Here is a 21,399-nt window from a genome sequence, read left to right as displayed (position 1 = left end):
AGAATGTTTCATTGGACAAAAAGAAAATGGTTTTATATTAAATTAAAACCACGATTCACAAAAAACGAACTATTATTTTATATATCTTTCCCGCTAATTCCGTATTTATACGTGGTTTCAAAAAGAATCCATGCGGAAATCATATATATGCATTTTATAATATTAACATAGCACTATTTTAGAGTCAATTTTTTTTAGATACAAGAATGTAATAACCTTTTTTCTTGCAGGCTACTTCCACATTCCCAAATACAGTTTCCATCTTTTCCATTGCAGATGGCGCACCCTGTTTCTTTTGGATGACTACCCACAGTTCGCCACCTGGCGATAAATGGCCGTAGCTTTTTTCAAGTATTTCATGGACAATCTTTTTTCCTGCACGGATTGGCGGATTGGTCATTATTGCCGCGTATGAAGTCCCTTTTACATTCGAGAAAACGTTACTTTCATAAACAGTGGTGTTCGAAATATGATTGTTGGCCGCATTTTCTTTCGCCAACTCAATTGCTCTCTCGTTTACATCCACCATTTCAATCGTCCGGTCCGGGAATGAATATCCTATACTTAAACCAATTGGACCATAACCGCAGCCGACATCAAGGATTGGGCCCGGAATTGTGGGCTCAGTAAATGCTTCGATCATGACTCTTGATCCGAAGTCTACTTCTTTTTTTGAAAAAACGCCGTTATCCGTCTTGAACTTGAAAGCCTTTCCTCTTAACGTAAATTCCCAAAATACCGGGTTGCTATCGGCATTCGGATTCTTGGAATAATAGTGATTCGTCATAGGGCACCCTCCTTTATGAAAGGAATATAATCGAAGTCTTTTTATAGAAGAAGTATCCATTTGAGGATAACTGTTATTCATTTTAACAGTCTAATGCCTATTAAGGCAAAAAAAGCTCGCTGTGACCAGCGAGCTTTTTTTAAGCAACATTACTTAACTTCAACGTTAGCTCCAACTTCTTCAAGTTTAGCTTTGATTTCTTCAGCTTCCTCTTTAGAAGCACCTTCTTTAAGTGCTTTAGGAGCGTTATCAACGATTTCTTTTGCTTCTTTAAGTCCAAGGCCAGTGATTTCACGAACAACCTTGATAACTTTGATTTTTTGGTCTCCAGCAGATGCTAGAACTACGTCGAATTCAGTTTTCTCAGCAGCAGCGTCTCCACCAGCAGCTCCACCCATCATAGCTACAGGAGCAGCAGCAGTTACACCAAACTCTTCTTCGATTGCTTTTACAAGGTCATTAAGTTCTAAAACAGTCATATTTTTAACTGCTTCAATGATTTGTTCTTTAGTCATTATATTGTTCCTCCTTGAAATGTTTAATTAGATTTATGGTCAAAACAGTTTAAGTTACAATGCAACAATTAAGCGCCTTGTTCCTCTTTTTGATCTGCAACTGCTTTAGTAGCAAGTGCAAGATTGCGGATTGGAGCTTGAAGTACGCTAAGCAACATAGAAAGAAGACCTTCGCGTGATGGAAGTTCAGCAAGAGCTTTAACTTCTTCTTGAGTTGATACGTTACCTTCAATAACACCAGCCTTAATTTCCAACGCTTCGTGTTTCTTAGCGAAATCATTAAGGATTTTAGCAGGTGCAACTACATCTTCGTTAGAGAATGCGATTGCGTTCGGACCAGTTAAAGCTGCGTTCAATTCGCTAAGCTCAAGTGAATCCGCTGCTAGACGAGAAAGTGAGTTTTTGTAAACTTTGAATTCTACACCCGCTTCACGAAGTTGTTTACGAAGTTCAGTTACTTCAGCAACGTTAAGTCCACGGTAGTCAACAACGATTGTTGATTTACTAGATTTCATTTTATCGGCAATTTCTTGCACGATTTGTTTTTTTGCTTCAATAGCACTACTCATGTTTTACACCTCCTGTATATTTGCTCGAAACACATTTATACCGGTCAAAAAGAAAACCCTCAAATCAAGCAGACGTGAGGGCAGTAAATTCCAAGTCATAGTCAAAGACTATATATATCGAAATTACCTCGGCAGGAAGATTAAGCTTTATTAGCCCCTGCTGTCTATGGTACAAATGGTATTCATTTTTCAACAAAAAGAATTATATAACAGTCTTCAGCAGAAAGTCAATTCTTTTTTAAAATTAGTTTTTAGTAGCTGTGAAAGTAGCTGTGTCAACTTTAACACCAGGTCCCATTGTAGAAGTTACAGTTAGGTTTTGGATGTAAGTTCCTTTAGCAGCTGATGGCTTAACTTTCACGATTGTTTCGTAGATAGCAGTGAAGTTTTCAACTAGCTTGCTGTCTTCGAAAGATACTTTACCGATAGGCACATGTACGTTACCCGTTTTATCTACACGGTATTCAACTTTACCAGCTTTGATTTCATTAACAGCTTTAGTAACGTCGAATGAAACTGTACCTGTTTTAGGGTTTGGCATTAAACCTTTTGGTCCCAATACGCGGCCCAATTTACCAACTTCACCCATCATGTCAGGTGTAGCAACGATTACGTCGAACTCGAACCAACCTTGTTGGATTTTGTTGATGTAATCAGTATCGCCTACGTAGTCAGCTCCAGCAGCTTCTGCTTCTTTTGCTTTTTCACCTTTAGCGAATACTAATACACGTTGAGTTTTACCAGTTCCGTTTGGAAGAACAACTGCTCCACGGATTTGTTGGTCAGCTTTCTTAGGGTCAACGCCTAAACGGAAAGCAACTTCAACTGTTGCATCGAATTTAGTGAAATTTGTTTTTTTAACAAGTTCAATTGCCTCTGTAACAGAGTAAGCTTTTGAACGGTCAACAAGCTTAATAGCTTCTGCATATTTTTTACTTTTCTTAGCCATTTTAAATCCTCCTAATAATGTGGTTTTAACGGTATTACCTCCCACGAAAAAGGTTGCGAATAGTCTTATGAACTTCGCAACCCCGTAGAAACGTCTAACTTATTTGCAAGGATTAGTCTTCAATGACAATACCCATGCTACGTGCAGTACCTTCAACCATACGCATTGCAGACTCAACGTTTGCAGCGTTTAGATCAGGCATTTTTGATTCAGCAATCTCACGCACTTTGTCGCGTTTAACTGTTGCAACCTTCTTACGATTCGGTTCACCAGAACCTGACTCGATACCAGCCGCTTTCTTAAGCAATACAGCAGCAGGTGGAGTTTTCGTAATGAATGTAAATGAACGGTCTTCGAAAACCGTAATTTCAACAGGAATGATAAGACCAGCTTGTTCTGCAGTACGAGCGTTGAACTCTTTACAGAAACCCATGATATTAACACCTGCTTGACCTAGTGCCGGTCCAACTGGTGGAGCTGGATTAGCTTTAGCTGCAGGGATCTGAAGTTTTACAATCTTAATAACTTTTTTAGCCACGAGACACACCTCCTTAAAGTCCGTGATGTGGTAATAGGGGCTCGTTCCCCTCCCACTCATAGAATTCTTTATATATCGAATAAAGAACTAAACAAATGTTCAGGTCTCTAAACATTGAGACATACTGACCTAGGAAATTTTATCATTTATCCGGCCGCATTTCAAGTTTTTTTGGATTATAATTTTTCTACCTGTGTAAAATCCAATTCCACTTTCGTATCTCTTCCGAACATATTAACCAATACTTTAACTTTCGCTTTGTCAGGATCAAGTTCTTCAATCGTACCCGAATGGGAAGCAAACGGACCTTCCTTGATTGTCACTGATTCACCCAATTCGAAGTCGACATCGAAACGTTTTTCTTCCATGCCCATTTGTTTCAGCAAGTTTACAACTTCTTCAGGCAATAGCGGGGTCGGTTTGGAGCCGCCGCCTGATGAACCGACGAAGCCTGTAACACCCGGCGTATTGCGGACAACATACCATGAATCATCTGTCATGATAATTTCAACCAATACATAGCCTGGGAATACTTTTTTCTTAACGACCTTTTTTTTGCCGTTTTTGATTTCTGTTTCTTCTTCTTCAGGCACGACCACACGGAAGATTTTATCTTGCATCCCCATGGATTCCACCCGTTTTTCTAAGTTTGCTTTTACTTTATTTTCATATCCGGAATAAGTGTGTACAACATACCAATTCTTTTCCATTCGTTAGGACGAAATGTCCTTCCCTCCCTATCTTGCATTATCTGAATCATGCACTTCTAAACCGTTAGTATATCTATTTTTTTCCAAATTAAAAAAGCCGCTAACCGGGCTTTTTTATCCATTCTATTCTATCACTATTATGTCACTTTTACGAATAACTTATTCATTGGAAAATATGAATGTTAATAGGATTATTTATCCACCCATCGAATTAACTCTGAAATTCCAAGGTCAATGACAGTAAAGAATAAGCTCATGAGGATAACAGTAGTTAGAACAATGATTGTGTAACTAGTAAGCTCTTTTCTCTTAGGCCAGCTTACCTTCTTCATTTCGCGTACTACGCCGCGAAAAAAATCGGTTATGCGTCGCATGTTCCTAACCTCCAGCTAAAATAAGTGCATCTGATTTATCTAATAATTATTTTGTTTCTTTGTGAAGAGTATGAGCATTACATGTTTTGCAAAATTTCTTGATCTCAAGACGCTCTGCCTTAGACGCGGTATTGCTCACAGTCGAGTAGTTTCTTGAACCACAGTCTTTACAAGCAAGGATTACTTTGCTTCTCAATGTCAGTCACCTGCTTATATTAAAAATATGTCCATAAAACCTTATCATGCAAATCTAGTAATGTCAACGGGACAATGTGGCACTTTGAAATTTTTGGAAGGTGTTATAGAGGCTTTCGAACATCCTAAGCTATAAAGAAATTTCCCGGATTTCCAAATAACGTTCAAGTTTTCTCTTCACTCTCTGAAGGGCATTATCAATCGATTTAACGTGGCGATTTAATTCCTCCGAAATCTCCTGATAGGACTGCCCGTCCAAATAAAGAGCCAACACTTTTCGTTCAAGGTCGCTAAGCAATTCCGCCATTTTCATTTCAATATCATCAAACTCTTCCTGGTTGATGATCAGCTCCTCTGGATTCATAACTTTAGCCCCGATAATCACATCCAGTAGGGTACGGTCTGATTCTTCATCATAGATGGGCTTGTCCAATGACACATAAGAATTCAACGGAATATGTTTCTGTCTTGTAGCTGTTTTTATAGCGGTAATGATTTGTCTTGTAATGCATAGTTCGGCAAATGCTTTAAAGGAAGTTAATTTATCCTCCCTGAAATCCCTTATGGCTTTATATAGTCCAATCATTCCTTCTTGAACGATATCTTCCTTATCCGCGCCGATCAAAAAATACGTTCGGGCTTTTGCACGCACAAAATTCCTGTATTTATGGATAAGGAATTCCAAAGCTTCGCTTTCACCCTTATGAACAAGTTCCACCAGTGCATCATCTTCAAGCAGTAAATACTTCTCGCTTACCTTATGTCCATAATCTGCAGCCATCTTTAACCCCCTGACCGAAACAAAGATACCGTTATTATACAGCAGGAAAATTTTTGTAGTCAATATGTCAAAATTGCCCTCTTCGCCATTTTTCGAATTTTTCGGCCACTTCTTCAGATAAGGGAATACGTGAGGTTGGCTTTCTATCAGTCTGTCCTCTGACTTCTTTAGTTACCTCTCTTTCAATATGCTGGCATTCATTCAATAATTCACGGGCAGATTTCCGGAGCGCCCCCTGGCCAAAAATAGCCCACTGCTCCGTAAAATCCGATGTAGCGACATGAATTTGCGTCTTGATATTATTCAGCTCGATCGCCATCCGCTCAATCCGCTCATCCGCCGTTTCATTTTCTTTCGTGTAAATAATATCGATCTTATAGTTGTTGAACTTCCTTTCCAAGCCCTGGACAAAATAAGCATCGAAAACCACAATCACCTGATAGCCCGTATAAGCTTTATATTCAGCCATGATTTCTATTAGTCGATCACGCGCAGCCGATAAATCCCGTTCCTTTAGACGTTTCAATTCCGGCCAAGCCCCGATTATATTATAGCCATCCACTAACAGGATATTTTTCATCACTCATCGACCCAGTGGATGTCGCTTTCGGTATACTTCATACATCAAAAGGCTTGCTGCTACAGATGCGTTCAGCGATGTTACTTTACCCACCATTGGCATATGGACAAGGAAGTCACATTTATCCTTCAGTAATCTGCCCATCCCTTTTCCTTCGCTTCCAATGATAATGCCTACAGACATATTTCCATCTAAATTGCGGTAATCATCACTGCCCTTAGCATCTGTGCCTACAATCCATAAGCCCCGCTCTTTCAGCTTTTCTATCGTTTGGGCCAGGTTTGTCACCCGCGCCACAGGGATGTATTCAATCGCCCCGGTCGAAGCTTTAGCAACAGTTGCTGTTAAGCCTACAGATCGGCGTTTAGGAATAATGATTCCATGCGCTCCCGTTGCATCGGCCGTTCTCATAATCGATCCCAAGTTATGCGGGTCTTCCAGCTCATCCAATATCAAAAAGAAAGGGGACTCATTCCGCTTTTCTGCAAGGGCAAATAGATCTTCCAGGTCTGCATATTGGTAGGCTGCCACAGCTGCCACAACACCCTGATGGATGCCTTCCACCATTCCGTCGATTTTCTTTTTAGGCACGATTTGTGTCATGACCTTTTTTTCCTTGGCCAAATTAATGACTTGGCCCATCGATCCCTTTTGCGAACCTTCCGCTATCCATATCTTATTAATGTCCCGCTCCGACTTTAACGCCTCAATTACGGGGTTCCTTCCAATAATAAATTCTTCACTCATGAAGCGTCTCACCTCTTCTCTATTAGTTCTTCCGTATATTCAATGCTTTTTTGGATCAGTTCTTCCATACGTTCATTTCGGTCGCTTAAATACAGATAACCGATCAGCGCCTCGAATGCTGTCGAATAATTGTATGTTTGGACATCTGTATTTTTAGGGACTGAGCCCGATTTGGCATTTCTTCCTCTTCTAACAACGCCTTCTTCTTCTTCAGAAAGCAATGCCTCGTCCAAAAAAAAATGAATGACTTTGCTCTGTGCTTTTGCCGAAACAAAGCGCGTCGACTCCCGATGCAATTGGTTTGGCTTTACCCCTCCCTTTAAGAGAAGGTGATGCCGTATATATTTTTCATATACAGCATCCCCCATGTACGCCAAAGCTAAGCTATTTAGCTCCATCGGTTTAATTTGTTTGTATTCGGCCATGCTCATCCTCTTTTCCATCTTGTACCTTGAGGCGTGTCTTCGAGGATGATGTTCTGTGCCTTCAATTCATCGCGTATTTCATCTGAGCGTGCAAAATTGCGGTCTTTTCTCGCCTGGTTGCGCTCCTCGATCAATTGCTCGATTTCTTCGTCAAGCAGTTGCTCCTCGTCAAGCGATAAACCAAGGACAGTGAACAGCACTTTGAACTCATCGATAAAAGCGTTCAATACATCTGCATGTGTATGCGACTCCATCAAATAATAATTAGCCTGCTTTGATAGTTCAAATAATAAAGAAATAGCATTTGCCGTATTAAAATCATCATCCATTTCAATAATAAATTGTTTGTGGATTTCGTCGATTTTTGTCAGCCATTCTTCATTTGTATCTGTAAGGTCAGTCGCTGTATCCAAGCGGTGCTGCAAATTATGATAAGAAGTCTTCAAACGATCCAATGCAGTAGCTGCATTCTCAAGCAATGCTTCGCTGTAGTTGATCGGATGTCTGTAATGGACAGACAGCATGAAGAAACGCAGTACCTGTGGATTATGGTGTTTAATAATATCATGTACCAAGACAAAATTGCCCAAGGACTTAGACATTTTTTCATTATCTATATTAATATAGCCATTATGCATCCAATACTTCGCAAAAGGCTTACCTGTATAAGCTTCAGATTGGGCAATTTCATTTTCGTGGTGAGGGAATGATAAATCCTGCCCACCTGCATGAATATCAATGCTTTCACCTAAATATTTCTTAGCCATCGCCGAGCATTCAATATGCCAGCCTGGACGGCCTTTGCCCCATGGGCTTTCCCAAAAGATTTCTCCTTCTTTTGCACTCTTCCAAAGGACAAAATCAAGTGGATCTTGCTTTTTGTCGCCTACTTCAATCCGTGCACCTGCACGCAGCTCATCAATCGATTGATGCGATAATTTCCCGTACCCATCAAACTTGCGTGTACGGTAATACACATCCCCTTCTGATTCATAAGCATACCCTTTATCAATTAAGGTTTGAATGAACTCAATGATAATATCCATGCTTTCTGTTACCCGTGGATGTATATCGGCAGAGTGGCACCCAAGCGCATGGACATCTTCGAAATAAGCATCAATAAAGCGCTGTGCCACAGTCGGTACATCTGTACCCAGTTCATTTGCAACCCGGATCAACTTATCATCTACATCCGTGAAATTCGATACATACTTCACATCATATCCTCGGTATTTCAAATAATTGCGGACAGTATCAAACACAATAGGCGGACGGGCGTTCCCAATATGGATAAAGTTGTATACGGTTGGTCCGCACACATACATTTTTACCTTTCCTTCTTCCAAAGGAATGAACTCCTCTTTTTGACGAGTCAATGTATTATAAATTTTGATAGTCATTTCTTTGACTCCTTTCCTTCTTCAAGCTATCTATTTCCGTTTTCATTCGTTCCAATTCTTTCTCCAGTTTCTTGAAGCGGTCCCCGGTAGGATCGGGCAGATCGCAATGGTTCAAATCTTTCTTTAATTTCACGCCATCGCGGATAACGACCTTTCCCGGTATGCCTACGACCGTAGAATTAGGAGGCACCTCTTTCAAGACGACCGAACCGGCGCCAATCTTCGAATTTTCCCCGACTACAATAGACCCGAGTACTTTTGCACCTGTAGCAATCAACACGTTATTCTCGATTGTCGGATGGCGTTTCCCTTTTTCTTTCCCGGTTCCGCCCAGTGTAACTCCTTGATAAACCGTCACATTGTCCCCAATTTCGCACGTTTCTCCAACCACAACTCCCATTCCATGGTCAATAAAAAACTTTCGTCCGATTTTAGCACCTGGATGTATCTCAATCCCTGTAAAAAAACGGCTGATCTGCGAAATGGACCGCGCAATGAAGTATAGCTTCTTCTTGTAGAAAAAATGTGCGAGCCGGTGTGACCAGATAGCATGAAGCCCGGCATACGTGAGTATCACTTCAATATAGCTTCTTGCGGCTGGATCTTGATCAAATATAACGTCTATATCCTCTTTTAAAACCCTAAACATTTGAATCCCCCCATCTCAAATGCATAATTTACCAATGCACCTTTCCCCCTGTTACACACATAAACTTATATCAAAATACTTTTTTTCTGTATATAAAAAGCGTCTCTGTCTAATGACAGAGACGCTTTATTCCCGCGCGGTTCCACTCTGTTTGGATAGATGCCAAATGGCTATCTTTTCCCAACTTGTCATTATAACGGTATGAGACCGCTTATACCTACTGGAAGTTCGGCATAAGGCTCCAGAGTGCATTTCCAAAAATGAAGAAGCTTAAACCACTTTCAGCCAGCGGTGGTTCTCTCTTAAAAGCCTCATTCTTGTACTTCTCTCCATCAACGCTTCATATACATAATTAATTATTACTATATTACATTTTATACTTTTTGTTAATCTAAAATACTTGCTAAACGATTTTTTATTTTTTCCTTGCCAATTAAAGCGATCGCTTGAGGAAGGTCAGGGCCATGCATCTGTCCGGTAACGGCTACACGGATCGGCATAAACAACTTTTTGCCTTTGTGGCCTGTCTTTTTCTGTACAGCTTTCATAGCGGCTTTAATACCTGCTGCCTCAAATTCTTCAAGAGCATTCAACTCTTCAAGGAAAGCGGACAAAACTTCAGGAACCTGTTCTTCTCCGATAATTTCTTTGCTTTCATCGTCGAATTCAATTTCATCTTTAAAGATCACTTCAGATAATGGGACAATCTCGGCGCCAAAGCTCATTTTTTCTTGGTATAAAGCCAATAAGTCATGGACCCATTTCATTTTTTCTTCTGTTACAGGTTCAGTGATGCGCCCAGCTTTTATTAAATGTGGCAATGATAAATCAGTAAGGCGATCAATATCAATATTTTTCATGTACTGATTATTCATCCACGTTAACTTATTAGTGTCGAATAATGCCGGCGATTTAGATAAACGGTTTTCGTCAAACAGTTCAATAAATTGTTCTTTTGTAAACAATTCTTCTTCTCCACCTGGCGCCCAGCCTAATAAGGCTATGAAGTTAAAAATAGCTTCCGGTAAATAGCCTAATTCCGCGTATTGCTCTATAAATTGGATGATGGACTCATCGCGTTTACTTAGCTTCTTGCGGCTTTCGTTTACGATTAACGTCATGTGGCCAAAGACGGGCGGTTCCCAGCCTAGAGCTTCATAAATCATTAATTGCTTAGGCGTATTGGAAATATGGTCATCTCCGCGCAGCACATGGGAAATCTCCATTAAATAATCATCTACTGTAACAGCGAAGTTATACGTTGGAATGCCATCTTTCTTAACAATTACATGGTCGCCAATTCCGTCCGATTCGAAGGAAACGTCTCCTTTAACCATATCATTGAATGTAAATGTCTTTCCTTCCGGCACTGCAAAGCGGATGCTAGGCTTACGCCCTTCACTTTCAAGCTTTTCACGATCTTCCGCTGTCAAATGGCGGCATTTGCCAGAGTACTTCGGAGTTTCGCCGCGTGACATTTGTTCTTCACGCTCCGCTTCAAGCTCCTCTTCCGTACAATAGCATTTATAGGCAAGGTCTTTTTCCAATAGTTCGTTGTAATATTTACGGTAAATATCGTTCCGTTCAGATTGTCTGTACGGTCCATACTCTCCAGGACAATCCACACTTTCATCCCAATCCATTCCAAGCCATTTCAAATACTTCAATTGGCTTTCTTCACCGTCAGCAATATTTCTCTTTTGGTCTGTATCCTCAATGCGGATAATAAATTTCCCGCCTTTGTGTCGTGCGAATAAATAATTGAATAATGCCGTCCGAGCGTTCCCGATGTGCAAGTGCCCAGTTGGACTCGGTGCATAACGGACCCTTATTTGATTGCTCATTCTAAATGCCTCCTAAGCAATGAATACTGTTTTTCTTAATTAGTTCATACATATCTTATCATTTTACCACTACAGGCTAGAGGAAAAAAGAGAGCCGCATCCTGCTTCCTATATTTTCTTGAGCAAAACGGCCACTTGGGCGGCTATGCCCTCTTCACGGCCTGCAAATCCAAGCTTTTCAGTCGTCGTTGCCTTTACGTTGACATCGGCGACATCAGCTTCCAATAATTGCGCAATTTTTTCTCTTATCTCAGGTATGTACGGAAGCATTTTCGGACGCTGGGCGATAATCGTGCAATCTATATTACCTAATTCATACCCCTTATCCTTTACGATTTTCCAAACGTGTTCCATTAATATAGCAGAATCAGCATCTTTAAATGACGGATCTGTATCAGGAAAATGCTTGCCGATATCTCCTTCGCCAATTGCCCCAAGGCATGCATCGGCAACAGTATGCAAAAGAACGTCTGCATCTGAATGCCCGAGCAATCCCTTTTCAAATGGAATTGTAATCCCGCCCATTATCAATGGTCTGCCTTCCACCAATTGATGTACGTCAAAACCTTGTCCAATTCGATACATTTCTTTATTCTCCTTTGTCCTTATTTATGTCTTCTACAGATGGCCATTGCTACATCCAAATCTTCAGGTGTAGTGATTTTAATATTTGTATACTCGTCCTCCACCATTGAAACAGGTAATCCCAATCTTTCAACAAGGCTTGCATCATCCGTTCCCAAATAAGAATCAGCCTCTGCTTGCTCATGCGCTTTTCTCAGAATATCATATTGAAAGGCTTGTGGAGTATGAACGGCCCAAAGATTCGCACGTTCGACCGTTTCTTCAATCCGGCCGTCGGTCACCTTTTTAATTGTGTCCTTGACCCGCACCCCGGGGATAGCACCCCCGCTTTCTTTTACTTCAGCCAGCAGTGCATCTATTGTGGCACTGGATACAAAAGGCCTTGCCCCATCGTGGACAAGAACGATTTTCCCCTCTTCCCGAGGTATTTGCTGCAATCCACTGAAAACACTATTCTGCCTCTCTTTGCCTCCTGCTGTAAATTCAATGCGCCCTTCTAGCTCATAGCCGGCTATCATTTCCTCGAATAGAGGCTGTTCAGTCGGATTAATCGGCAAGATAATGCGGCTGCAGCGCAAATCTTTAGCAAAGACATCGAGAGTACGGATAATAAGGGGTATCCCGTCCAATTCTAAAAACACCTTATTTTTACCGGCATTCATTCTTTTTCCTTGCCCTGCCGCAAGCACGATAACGTCATAAGAAATACTAGTCACTTTTCTTTCCCATCTTTCTTTATGTCTGTACCCTTAAACAGAGAAATGACGGACTATATCTTCATATAAAGTCCGCCTATCTCTGGATACCTATAGTTTATAATGCTTTTTCAAGCAATTTAGGCTTGGCAAAAATCATTCTGCCTGCCGATGTCTGAAGAACACTGGTAACAATAACATCAATTTGCTTGCCGATATAATTGCGCCCCTCTTCAACTACAATCATCGTGCCATCATCCAAATAGGCGACACCCTGATTTTGCTCCTTACCGTCCTTAATGACAAGAACATTCATCTCTTCACCGGGAATGACAACCGGTTTGATGGCATTCGCCAAATCATTGATATTCAGAACAGGTACGTTTTGGAATTCACACACTTTATTTAGATTAAAGTCATTGGTTACAAGTACACCGTTCATGACTTTAGACAACTTAATCAATTTACTGTCCACTTCCTGGATATCTTCAAAATCGCCTTCATAGAATTGGACTTTAACAGCCAGTTCCTTTTGAATGCGGTTGAGTATATCCAAGCCTCGTCTCCCTCTGTTTCTCTTCAATGCATCAGAGGAATCGGCAATATGCTGCAGCTCTTCCAAAACGAATTGAGGGATGACCAAAGTGCCTTCAATAAAGCCTGTTTGGCAAATATCCGCAATTCTTCCATCTATAATAACGCTTGTATCAAGAATCTTATACGTCGAAGGTGTATGTTCAGGTTCCTCTGCCTTATCTTCCTCTACAGCGTTTTTCTTCTTGCCTGCACGAATCAAGCCAAGGAGTTCATCACGTTTTTTAAACCCGACCTGGAATCCTAAATAGCCAAATAAAAGCGTGATTAGGATAGGCGCAATTGTATTCACAATCGGCCAAGAAATAGAGGATATAGCAAAGCTGATCAAAAAGGCTACAAATAAGCCGACAATTAGCCCTAAGCTACCAAAAATCAAATCGGTAATGGGGGCTTTCACCAATCTTTCTTCAATCCATTTTACAAAATTAACGACATAATCGATTGTCCAAAAAGTAAAAATATAAAATATGATTGCACCTAAAATAGCTGTTACATAAGGATTGTTAATATAATTGATATCATCAGCATTTATTAGTATTAATAATTTAGGAATGAGGAACATCCCTAACGTTCCACCAAATATAATGAAACATGCTTGTATAATTCGTTTTAACATCCCTTCACCTCCCTTTCATTCTCATTATATACGTATTAAAGCGGCCAAACTGAATTGATGGGGATTTGTCACAGAATAGAAACGATTGTTAACTCTGTGTTACATCATTCTTTCTGCATGGAGATGGTTCTTGAGCATCCTCAAGCCTTCTCTTATCTTTTTCGCCCTTACCTCACCGATTCCTTCTACATCATCCAATTCTTCAACAGAAGCATTCATGATGGCCGTGAAATTTTCAAAAGATTGCACAAGATTTTCAATGATCAAAGCTGGCAGGCGCGGAATTTTATGGAGCAATCGATAGCCTCTTGGAAAAATGACTTCATCCAGCTGGACATATCCATTATAACCCAGGGCCTTCAAGATCGTATTATCCTCAATCAATTGCTGTTGGGAAAGTTCGTGCAGCTTTTGAACAATATCCTTGGCATTTTGGTCTTCAGGGCACATATAATCTTCTATAATCAATTCCCCTTCTTCCTCGAGAGAAGAGATCACCTCATTCATTTGCAGCCTGATCAGGCGGCCTTCTACGCCAAGCTCGGTTAAATAGGCAAGCAACTCGTTCTTGATGCGTATGAACATAATGAAACGATGTAAAACGCGAATAACATCGGAATAAGTGACTGATTCCTCGAACTCCATCAAACCGAGTCCGCTGATGCTTTGGTGAAGGACAACCTTATACTTTTCAAGTGTTTGGACAGCCTGGTTCGCTTTTGTCAGAATGACGCCCATGTCCTTCAGTGAATAACGGAAATTGCCCTGATAAACGGTAATGATATTTCTCCGTTGGGAAATGGCGATAACCAGTGCCTTTGTTTCCTTGGCCACCCGTTCAGCCGTGCGGTGCCTCATGCCCGTTTCACTTGATGAAAAAGTAGTATCCGGTACCAATTGAGCGTTTGCGAGCAGAATTTTATCCGCTGCTTCATTCAGGATGATTGCTCCATCCATCTTGGCTAGCTCATATAGAGAACTTGGAGAATAGGGGCAACCGATCTTAAATCCGCCCTCTACGATGGTCTTCATCTTCTCATTGAAGCCTACAACGATCAAACCGCCTGTATTCGCTCTTAGGACATTGTCTATTCCATCACGTAAGGGCGTACCGGGAGATACAAGCTGCAATATTTCAGATTTTGTTTTATCAGCCCTTTTTTCGCTCATCTTTAACCTCCTAACGCTGCCCGAAGCGCGTCGGCTACCGTGGAAACTCCAACAATCTCCACACCCTCTGGCACCTTCCAGCCTCCAATATTATTTTCTGGCAGAATAATGCGTTCGAACCCAAGCTTAGCAGCTTCTTGGACACGTTGCTCTATTCTAGATACCCGTCTAACTTCTCCTGTTAAACCAACCTCACCAATAATACAATCCGTCTGCTTTGTCGGCTGGTCCCTGAAACTGGATGCAATTGATACCGCAATCGCTAAGTCAATGGCCGGTTCATCCAATTTAACGCCTCCAGCTACTTTTAGGTAAGCATCCTGGTTCTGCAACAGGAGCCCTACTCGCTTCTCCAGTACTGCCATTAGAAGCGGCACCCTGTTATAATCGATTCCGGTTGCCATTCGGCGGGGATTTCCGAAGCTAGTCGGCGCAATCAAAGCCTGTATTTCTACCAGTACAGGCCGTGTACCTTCCATTGAAGCAACCACCGTGCTGCCTGCAGCGCCCTGTGAACGCTCCTCTAGGAAAATTTCAGATGGATTCTCTACTTCCTCCAGCCCATGTTCCTTCATTTCGAAGATCCCCATCTCATTCGTGCTGCCAAATCGGTTTTTTACCGCTCTTACAATTCGGTACGTATGGTGTCTTTCACCTTCAAAGTAAAGAACCGTGTCCACCATATGCTCAAGCAATCGAGGGCCTGCTATATTGCCTTCTTTTGTAACATGACCAACGATGAAAATGGCTATACCCTTTGTTTTAGCAATTCTCATTAATGTAGCGGTACATTCGCGCACTTGGGAAACACTTCCCGGCGCAGATGTTACCTCCGGCTGGAACACAGTCTGAATGGAGTCGATCACCACTAGATTAGGTTGGACTTCTTCGATAGCTTGTTCTATGAAATCCATATCGGTCTCAGAAAAAACGTACAAATGCTCGGAAACCGTGCCTAAACGATCGGCGCGCAGCTTCGTTTGCTTTACGGATTCTTCGCCTGATACATAAAGGACCTTTTGTTCCTTTTGGGCCAATTGCGCCGACACCTGCAACAATAGCGTCGATTTCCCAATGCCAGGATCTCCTCCAATCAACACAAGGGAACCATAGACAATCCCACCGCCCAAAGCTCGATTAAGCTCATTTAAATCTGTCTTCATACGAGTCTCGTGTGATGTTTGTATGGAAGTGATTGGTGCCGCTTTTACACGTACAGTGCTCCCGCCGGCATCGCTATGTGTAAAGGCTCCTTTTCGGGCCGGCTTGACGAATTCCACTTCTTCCGTCATCTTATTCCATTCGCCGCATCCTGGGCATTTGCCCATCCACTTTGCCGATTCATAGCCGCAGGATTGGCAAATAAATTTTGTTTTCTTCTTTGCCAACAGTTCTCCCCCCTTTTCAACTAGTCTATTTCATCTATGAATAAAAAAATATAGTAAGTTCCATTATTTACTTTCCCATACTAGTATAGGAAAGTTTTCTTAAAATAAGATTAAGTTTACACAATTTTAGATGTCAGTCAACCTAATGACAGGCCGATTCCTTATTCTATATTCTATGTAAAAAGAGGCACAGAGCCGTTAAAGCTCTGTGCCGATGTACAAGCTTATTTACTCAAGGAAGCTACCTCGACAGGCTTAACTTGAAATTCGCCATCAGCGAAATCGATTTTAATGTGTTGGCCTTTCTGGATATTGCCCATTAACAATTCTTCAGAGAGCTTATCTTCCACATGTTTTTGCAATGCGCGACGCAATGGACGTGCCCCATATTCAGGGTCATAGCCTTCTTCGGCAATTTTAGCAATGGCTGCATCAGAAAGTTCAACATACACTTCTTGTTCCTTCAACCGTTTCAATAGTTGGTTCGCCATTAAGACCACGATTTCCTGCAAATGTTTCTTCTCCAATGCATGGAAAACAATCATTTCATCAATTCTATTCAGGAATTCCGGACGGAAGGCTTTTTTCAATTCTTCCATCACTTTTCCTTTCATATCCTTATAATCAGCTTCTGTATCTTCCTGTACATTGAAGCCGACATATTTGTTGTTCTTCAAAGCAGAAGCCCCAACATTGGAAGTCATAATTAAGATTGTATTTCGGAAATCAACAGTTCTTCCTTTAGAATCAGTCAAGCGCCCATCTTCCAGCACTTGTAATAGGATATTGAACACATCCGGATGCGCTTTTTCAATTTCATCCAGCAAAACAACAGAATACGGTTTTCTTCTAACTTTCTCTGTTAATTGGCCGCCCTCGTCGTACCCTACATAACCTGGAGGTGAACCAACCAGTCTGGATGTAGAATGTTTCTCCATATATTCGGACATATCTACGCGAATCATAGCATCCTCGTCACCGAACATAGATTCTGCCAATGCTCTTGCAAGCTCTGTCTTACCTACACCTGTTGGTCCTAAGAAAATAAAGGATCCAACCGGACGCTTCGGATCTTTCAGCCCAGCCCGTGCACGGCGCACAGCCTTAGCAACAGCCTTAACGGCTTCATCTTGGCCGATGACGCGCTCATGAAGAATTTCCTCCATTTTAAGTAATTTTTCCGTTTCTGTTTGAGCTAATTTAGTGACTGGAACTCCGGTCCAATTGGATACCACAGTCGCAATATCATCCACTGTCACTTCACTGTTTTCTTTCCCTTGCTGCTCTTTCCATGTTTTTTTCGTATTTTCAAGTTTCTCACGTAAACGCTGCTCCGAATCGCGAAGGGAAGCTGCTTTTTCGAACTCCTGGCTTTGGACAGCCGCATCCTTCTCCTTCCTAACCTCCTCAAGCTTCACTTCAAGCTCTTTTAGATTTGGCGGAGTGGTATAAGAACGAAGACGCACTTTTGAACCCGCCTCATCGATTAAATCAATTGCTTTATCCGGTAAAAAGCGATCGGATATATACCGGTCAGACATTTTGACAGCAGCTTCAATTGCTTCATCCGTAATAGATACGCGGTGGTGAGCCTCATAGCGGTCACGGAGGCCCTGAAGGATCTGGATGGATTCATCAACAGACGGTTCATCCACCTGGATTGGCTGGAAGCGTCGTTCCAAAGCTGCATCCTTTTCTATATATTTACGGTATTCATCCAATGTAGTGGCACCAATGCATTGAAGTTCGCCGCGTGCTAAAGATGGTTTCAGTATATTGGATGCATCTATGGCACCCTCTGCTCCTCCTGCGCCAATCAAAGTATGCAACTCGTCTATGAAAAGAATAATATTTCCGGCTGCCCGAATTTCATCCATCACTTTTTTCAATCGGTCCTCAAATTCGCCACGATACTTCGTGCCTGCAACAACAGTACCCATATCAAGTGTCATCACCCGCTTGTCGCGCAGGATTTCCGGCACTTCATTATTGACGATTTGTTGTGCAAGCCCTTCAGCAATTGCGGTTTTACCGACGCCAGGCTCACCAATCAAAACAGGATTATTCTTTGTACGGCGGCTAAGCACTTCGATAACACGTTGGATTTCTTTGCTTCTTCCAATTACCGGATCCAAGCTTCCTTCACGGGCAGTTACTGTCAAATCACGAGCAAGGCTATCCAAGGTAGGCGTGCTTGCTGCAGAAGTTGTATTTCCTTGGTGTCCGGCGGATTCATTGCTTCCCAACAGCTGTAGAACTTGTTGGCGGGCTTTGTTTAAACTTACTCCCAAATTATTAAGTACTCTCGCGGCAACTCCTTCTCCTTCACGGATTAACCCAAGCAAGATATGTTCTGTTCCTACATAGGAATGGCCAAGCTTGCGTGCTTCATCCATGGAAAGTTCGATGACTTTCTTCGCACGTGGCGTATAATGGATCGTTTGTGCCGTTTCCTGCCCTTTTCCGATTAGATTTTCCACTTCTTTTTGGATTTTATCAGCTCCAAGACCCAAAGCGTACAAAGCTTTGGCAGCGATGCCATCTCCTTCACGCACAAGTCCTAATAAAATATGTTCAGTTCCAATATTGTTATGACCTAAACGGATTGCTTCTTCCTGTGCTAATGCCAATACCTTTTGGGCTCTTTCAGTAAATCTTCCGAACATCATATATATAGCCTCCTTATGCTTTATCTTTTTCCATATTAAGCCGTTCTCTTATGAATGAGGCTCGGCGTTGGTCTCTTTCCTCTGCCTTCATCTCTCCTCCAGCGTATTGCTGCAGAAAACCAGGCTGCGTCAAAATCATCAATTCATTAAGGATGGTGGTTGACACATTAGGGATATACCCTAAATCTATGCCCAATCTAACATCCGAAAGACATCTGGCTGCTTCTTTTAAATCAATCATTCTGGCGTTTGTTAAAACGCCCCATGATCTGTAGACTCTATCTTCTAATTGTATGTTTGATGTCTTCACTAATGCTTCACGGGCCAATCTTTCTTGAGTGATTATTTGTACCACAACACTTTTTAGGTCTTCAACTATATCTATCTCGGATTTACCAAGTGTAATTTGGTTTGAGATTTGGAATATGTCGCCCAACGCTTCACTGCCTTCCCCATATATGCCCCTTACAACTAAACCAAGCTGATTGATAGCTGGGACAATATTTTTCATTTGCTGGGTTAAGACAAGACCAGGTAAATGCATCATAACGGATGCCCGTAAACCTGTTCCTGTATTTGTAGGGCAGCTGGTCAAATATCCTCTTTTCTCATCAAATGCATAATCAAGCCGGTCTTCAATCTGGTCATCCAATTCATTAGCCAGCTTTAAGGCTTCATTTAATTGCAAGCCGGATAGCATACATTGAATCCGTATATGGTCCTCTTCATTTATCATGATGCTCATTTTTTCATCTTGGGAAATCAGGCATGCACCATATGGAGAATCCTCGGCCAACAAAGGGCTGATTGCATGCTTTTCAACAAGAATATGCTTTTCCAGCGGCTGAATATCGGCCATTTTTATAAATTCGAATCCTTCTTTATCGTGTAAGGAGAATAATTGTTTTTCAATTTCACGGACAACTGCATTTCCCTCTTCCTGTTTCAATAAAGTTGGAAATACATAATCCGTTAAATTTCTGGCAAGGCGAATTCGGCTGCTTAATACGATATCAGCTTCAGGTCCTGTTTCATCCATCCACGAACTCAAAGCATTATCGATGAAATGTTTTAGGCTCATTCGCGATCCTCCCCTTCTTTAGAATCGCCGTTTTCTTTTTCAAGGGCGCGGATCTCATCACGGATTACAGCAGCTTTTTCAAATTCCTCTTTTTGGATGCTTTCCTGCAAATCTGCCTTTAAATGATTAATTCGCTTTCTTAATGAAATGCCTCCGCCGATTCTTTCAGGTATTTTACCGACATGAGTAGAGTTCCCGCCATGCAATCGTTTAAGGATTGGCTCTAATTGCTTTTCAAAAGAAGTGTAGCAATGTGAGCATCCAAAGCGGCCTATACGGGCAAATTCTTTATAGCTCATTTGGCAATGATCGCACCGAATATCATCAACACTGTTTGCAAAAGCATTCTGTTGTGCATTTGGATAAGCTGGTTCTATATTTAATAACCCGGCTAAAAGGCTATTTAATGAAAAATATGGATTGCCGCTCAACATAAACATCTCACTTTTTTCCTGTGAACATTGATCACATAAATAGACCTCTTTTTTTTCCCCATTAATAATCTTTCTAAAATGGTGGGTCGCCGGATTTTGTTTGCACTCCTGACAAAGCATTCCGAGTCACCTCTTACTATATTATTGATACTTTAAACTTGTGAGCATGGCCTTCATGACTCTTGCACGCAATTCATCACGATGGGGCAGTTCGATCATTATGACAGAACGGTCAATGACGCTCAGCATAATTTTTGCTTCCCTTCGACTGATGATCTCCTCTTCAACAAGTCTATATATCATATTTTCAGCTATTTGCTGTGGAAGTTTCTGATCGATTAAGTCGAGTAGCTGATCAATCACATGGGCATGGTCATATAAATGAACCTTTGTAATTCTAATATAACCGCCGCCTCCGCGTTTGCTCTCGACAACATATCCTTTTTCAGTCGTAAATCTGGTGTTAATGACATAATTGATTTGAGAAGGAACACATTGAAATTTATCGGCAATTTCACTCCGCTTTATCATGACAATATCCTTCTCGCTTTGATTTAGTACGCTTTTTAAGTAGTTTTCAATTATGTCAGATATATTCTTCATCTTCCCTCCTCCAATCTGACTTAAGGTAAAGAAAATCACATACTGACTTTGACTATATTTGACTTTAATTATATGAGAAAAAACACCGATTTGCAACTTAGGTGCTTGTTCTTATCTCTATTTTTTCCAATATATAGGCAATATAAAACACGAAAATAAACTTTATTCTAAAGGGCATTCCTTTATAAAAAAAGATACTATAGGATATATACCCTGCCTCTCTTCCCTTAAACCAAATTTTCCACTCTAATCTGGTATGCATTTGCCATTCATAACGGACAAAACAAAAAAAGACCAGCGCAATCGCTGATCTTTGTGTTGCCTGGCAACGTCCTACTCTCACAGGGGGAAACCCCCAACTACCATCGGCGCTGAAGAGCTTAACTTCCGTGTTCGGAATGGGAACGGGTGTGGCCTCTTCGCCATCATTACCAGACATATAAAGGAATGTTATTCCTTCAAAACTAGATAACAGAGTCAAAAGTAAATCAAACAACA

24 protein-coding genes, 2 rRNA genes and 2 other annotated features (1 of these 28 running past the window's edge) are annotated in these 21,399 nt (G+C 41.4%); all 26 genes read right to left on the bottom strand.

Annotated elements, in window-relative coordinates; translation table 11 throughout:
* Positions 1-184 precede the first annotated feature (184 nt).
* Complete coding sequence (locus tag ABC357_RS21215; RefSeq protein WP_412889533.1) at positions 185-787, bottom strand: class I SAM-dependent methyltransferase; 603 nt, start codon at positions 785-787, stop codon at positions 185-187.
* A 149-nt stretch (positions 788-936) separates the two neighbouring features.
* A complete protein-coding gene (gene rplL / locus ABC357_RS21210; RefSeq protein ID WP_412889532.1) occupies positions 937-1,302 on the bottom strand; it encodes a 50S ribosomal protein L7/L12 in 366 nt (121 codons plus the stop codon).
* A 68-nt stretch (positions 1,303-1,370) separates the two neighbouring features.
* Entirely contained in the window at positions 1,371-1,871 is a 501-nt protein-coding gene (gene rplJ / locus ABC357_RS21205) for a 50S ribosomal protein L10 (protein ID WP_412889531.1), read from the bottom strand.
* Between the two features lie 41 nt (positions 1,872-1,912).
* Positions 1,913-2,059, bottom strand: a sequence feature (ribosomal protein L10 leader region).
* Between the two features lie 56 nt (positions 2,060-2,115).
* Positions 2,116-2,820: a 50S ribosomal protein L1 gene (gene rplA, locus ABC357_RS21200; RefSeq protein ID WP_412889530.1), complete on the bottom strand. Its 705-nt coding sequence runs from the start codon at positions 2,818-2,820 to the stop codon at positions 2,116-2,118.
* Between the two features lie 112 nt (positions 2,821-2,932).
* Complete coding sequence (rplK, locus tag ABC357_RS21195) at positions 2,933-3,358, bottom strand: 50S ribosomal protein L11 (protein ID WP_412889529.1); 426 nt, start codon at positions 3,356-3,358, stop codon at positions 2,933-2,935.
* 176 nt (positions 3,359-3,534) lie between these two features.
* Positions 3,535-4,068: a transcription termination/antitermination protein NusG gene (gene nusG / locus ABC357_RS21190; RefSeq protein ID WP_412889528.1), complete on the bottom strand. Its 534-nt coding sequence runs from the start codon at positions 4,066-4,068 to the stop codon at positions 3,535-3,537.
* Between the two features lie 191 nt (positions 4,069-4,259).
* Positions 4,260-4,442 (bottom strand): preprotein translocase subunit SecE, encoded by a 183-nt coding sequence (gene secE, locus ABC357_RS21185; protein WP_412889527.1) that lies wholly within the window; start codon positions 4,440-4,442, stop codon positions 4,260-4,262.
* 46 nt (positions 4,443-4,488) lie between these two features.
* Positions 4,489-4,638, bottom strand: a complete 150-nt coding sequence (gene rpmG / locus ABC357_RS21180) for a 50S ribosomal protein L33 (protein ID WP_412889526.1) — start codon at positions 4,636-4,638, stop codon at positions 4,489-4,491.
* A gap of 129 nt (positions 4,639-4,767) precedes the next feature.
* Positions 4,768-5,418 carry an RNA polymerase sporulation sigma factor SigH gene (sigH, locus tag ABC357_RS21175; protein WP_412889525.1) on the bottom strand — a complete coding sequence of 217 codons (651 nt, stop codon included), beginning with the start codon at positions 5,416-5,418 and terminating at the stop codon, positions 4,768-4,770.
* Positions 5,419-5,485: 67 nt separating this feature from the next.
* Entirely contained in the window at positions 5,486-5,998 is a 513-nt protein-coding gene (locus tag ABC357_RS21170) for an NYN domain-containing protein (RefSeq protein WP_412889524.1), read from the bottom strand.
* 3 nt (positions 5,999-6,001) lie between these two features.
* Positions 6,002-6,745 (bottom strand): 23S rRNA (guanosine(2251)-2'-O)-methyltransferase RlmB, encoded by a 744-nt coding sequence (gene rlmB / locus ABC357_RS21165; RefSeq protein ID WP_412889523.1) that lies wholly within the window; start codon positions 6,743-6,745, stop codon positions 6,002-6,004.
* Positions 6,746-6,753: 8 nt separating this feature from the next.
* On the bottom strand, positions 6,754-7,170 hold the full coding sequence (locus tag ABC357_RS21160) for a Mini-ribonuclease 3 (protein WP_412889522.1): 417 nt from the start codon (positions 7,168-7,170) through the stop codon (positions 6,754-6,756).
* 2 nt (positions 7,171-7,172) lie between these two features.
* Positions 7,173-8,570, bottom strand: a complete 1,398-nt coding sequence (cysS, locus tag ABC357_RS21155; protein WP_412889521.1) for a cysteine--tRNA ligase — start codon at positions 8,568-8,570, stop codon at positions 7,173-7,175.
* Complete coding sequence (gene cysE, locus ABC357_RS21150) at positions 8,551-9,219, bottom strand: serine O-acetyltransferase (protein ID WP_412889520.1); 669 nt, start codon at positions 9,217-9,219, stop codon at positions 8,551-8,553. Before cysE ends, cysS begins: the two co-directional genes overlap by 20 nt.
* A gap of 114 nt (positions 9,220-9,333) precedes the next feature.
* Positions 9,334-9,564: a binding site (T-box leader), on the bottom strand.
* A 41-nt stretch (positions 9,565-9,605) separates the two neighbouring features.
* Entirely contained in the window at positions 9,606-11,063 is a 1,458-nt protein-coding gene (gene gltX / locus ABC357_RS21145) for a glutamate--tRNA ligase (protein WP_412889519.1), read from the bottom strand.
* 108 nt (positions 11,064-11,171) lie between these two features.
* A complete protein-coding gene (gene ispF, locus ABC357_RS21140) occupies positions 11,172-11,648 on the bottom strand; it encodes a 2-C-methyl-D-erythritol 2,4-cyclodiphosphate synthase (protein WP_412889518.1) in 477 nt (158 codons plus the stop codon).
* Between the two features lie 20 nt (positions 11,649-11,668).
* Positions 11,669-12,355, bottom strand: coding sequence for a 2-C-methyl-D-erythritol 4-phosphate cytidylyltransferase (ispD, locus tag ABC357_RS21135; protein ID WP_412890093.1), 687 nt, complete (start codon positions 12,353-12,355; stop codon positions 11,669-11,671).
* Between the two features lie 106 nt (positions 12,356-12,461).
* Positions 12,462-13,556, bottom strand: a complete 1,095-nt coding sequence (locus ABC357_RS21130) for a PIN/TRAM domain-containing protein (RefSeq protein WP_412889517.1) — start codon at positions 13,554-13,556, stop codon at positions 12,462-12,464.
* 99 nt (positions 13,557-13,655) lie between these two features.
* A complete protein-coding gene (gene disA, locus ABC357_RS21125) occupies positions 13,656-14,726 on the bottom strand; it encodes a DNA integrity scanning diadenylate cyclase DisA (RefSeq protein WP_412889516.1) in 1,071 nt (356 codons plus the stop codon).
* A 2-nt stretch (positions 14,727-14,728) separates the two neighbouring features.
* Positions 14,729-16,114, bottom strand: coding sequence for a DNA repair protein RadA (gene radA / locus ABC357_RS21120; protein ID WP_412889515.1), 1,386 nt, complete (start codon positions 16,112-16,114; stop codon positions 14,729-14,731).
* Between the two features lie 224 nt (positions 16,115-16,338).
* On the bottom strand, positions 16,339-18,783 hold the full coding sequence (gene clpC, locus ABC357_RS21115) for an ATP-dependent protease ATP-binding subunit ClpC (RefSeq protein WP_412889514.1): 2,445 nt from the start codon (positions 18,781-18,783) through the stop codon (positions 16,339-16,341).
* A gap of 13 nt (positions 18,784-18,796) precedes the next feature.
* Entirely contained in the window at positions 18,797-19,864 is a 1,068-nt protein-coding gene (gene mcsB, locus ABC357_RS21110; protein ID WP_412889513.1) for a protein-arginine kinase McsB, read from the bottom strand.
* A complete protein-coding gene (gene mcsA, locus ABC357_RS21105) occupies positions 19,861-20,418 on the bottom strand; it encodes a protein-arginine kinase activator protein McsA (RefSeq protein WP_412889512.1) in 558 nt (185 codons plus the stop codon). The genes mcsB and mcsA overlap by 4 nt, the downstream gene beginning before the upstream one ends.
* Before the next feature lie 21 nt (positions 20,419-20,439).
* Positions 20,440-20,901 carry a CtsR family transcriptional regulator gene (locus ABC357_RS21100; protein ID WP_412889511.1) on the bottom strand — a complete coding sequence of 154 codons (462 nt, stop codon included), beginning with the start codon at positions 20,899-20,901 and terminating at the stop codon, positions 20,440-20,442.
* Between the two features lie 320 nt (positions 20,902-21,221).
* Positions 21,222-21,337, bottom strand: a 5S ribosomal RNA gene (gene rrf, locus ABC357_RS21095).
* A gap of 37 nt (positions 21,338-21,374) precedes the next feature.
* A 23S ribosomal RNA gene (locus ABC357_RS21090) occupies positions 21,375-21,399 on the bottom strand (it continues 2,172 nt past the right edge of the window).

It is taken from the genome of Bacillus kalamii (assembly GCF_047238185.1).
Lineage (GTDB): Bacteria > Bacillota > Bacilli > Bacillales > DSM-1321 > Bacillus_AD.
This window is presented reverse-complemented; position numbering and strand designations above follow the sequence as displayed.